The following is a 1,522-nucleotide window of genomic DNA, read 5'->3' on the forward strand; positions in this document are numbered from 1 at the left end:
ATGCGCAACATCAATGTGATGCATTTGGTGTATACCAGGCCAAATAATTTGGAGTGGTAGGTTAAAGGGTAACTGGTTTTTTCTTCCTCGGCCTTTTTTCCCTAAACCTGCTGAAGGCGATGAGGGCGAAAAGGCATAGCACAAAGCCGCACAGTCCGTTAAGGCGCAGGCCGTAATCGTGGCCGGGGTCTTTACCATAAACGGTGAGGAAAGCGAAAAGGGCAATGCCCAGTGTTTGTCCCAATTTTACAAACAGGTATTTTACGGCAAAGAACATCCCTTCGCGGTTTTCGCCGGTTTTTATGGCATCCTGCTGGGCAATTTCGGCGAGGATGGCGTTGGGCAGTATACCTAAAGAGGCCAGCGGGAAAGCCGCGCATATCACTAAGGTATAAATCTGGGCGTTGGGCGAGAGGTGGAACCTTCCCAAAAAGTATATCGCGACAAAAATGAGGCTCAACAAACCGAATGAGAACAACACAATGGGCTTTTTACCAAAACGGATAGACAGGTAATTGATAAGCGGGTAGAACAGTACCGACACCAAAACCATCACACCCATTAAAAGGCCGCCTTCGGATTGGGGCAGGCCCAACAGCACGGTGACGAAAAACAGCAAGCCGCTGGATATGATGCTCAACGCCATATAATAGGAAAAATCGGAAATGAGGTAGTATTTGAAGTTGCTGTTGGCGAACGTTTTGGCGATGGCCGGCAATAAAGGCAAATGCGAAGGTTTACTACTGGAGTACTTCTTCTCGTCGATAAAAAAAATAGGGATGAGCATGATGAGGCCTGCAAAAATGCTTAAGCCCCAAATGGTGTATTGCAACGCTACTGTACGCTGTGGCACTACAAAGTAATGCTGCACCAGGTCGGCAAAATTGTTTACCAGAGCCGAAAATATAATGCCCAGAATAAAGCCTATCTGTTGCCAGGAAGAGAGTTTTATTTTTTCGGCTGCAGTATCCGTCATTTCGGGCAGCAGCGCGTTATAGGGGATGATATAAGTAGTGGCTGCAATAAAGAATCCCGCAAGTGTAAAGGCAATCCAATACGCGTTGTGCACGCTTTCGCCTTTCACCAACGGGTAAAAAGTGAGGCTGCAAAATAATACGGCCGGTATAATAGCTTTGAGCATAAAAGGCATGCGCCGACCTTTGGGATTTTTGCTTTTATCGCTGAGCGATGCCAGGAAAGGGTCATAAAAGGCGTCTATCATACGGCCCGAAGCCGCGATGACCGACATGATATTGAGCACGCCAAACACCATCAACTGCGGCACCAGCGGTATTAAACCTGAGTTGGAGGGCGGTAAATAAAAGTACGGCAGCATCACGATGATAACGTTAGTCATGATGCTCCAGCCCATCATACCAGCGGCATAGGCAATTTGTTTACGGAACGGTAGTTTGGCGGCAGGCATGGCTGCAATATGCAAAATTTAAGCAAATACTTCCGCAGCTTATTTTTTTTTGACATGAAACCGAGTATTAATAGAAAATATGGAGTTAATTTAGCG

Annotated in this window: 1 protein-coding gene; it reads right to left on the minus strand. The window is 46.6% G+C overall.

What is annotated here, in order from left to right:
- Positions 1 to 61: 61 nt before the first annotated feature.
- Positions 62 to 1,426 carry an MFS transporter gene (locus QZX97_RS02380; protein ID WP_295664121.1) on the minus strand — a complete coding sequence of 455 codons (1,365 nt, stop codon included), beginning with the start codon at positions 1,424 to 1,426 and terminating at the stop codon, positions 62 to 64.
- Positions 1,427 to 1,522 lie beyond the last annotated feature (96 nt).

Origin of the sequence: uncultured Mucilaginibacter sp. (genome assembly GCF_903893715.1) — a bacterium.
Classification (GTDB): domain Bacteria; phylum Bacteroidota; class Bacteroidia; order Sphingobacteriales; family Sphingobacteriaceae; genus Mucilaginibacter.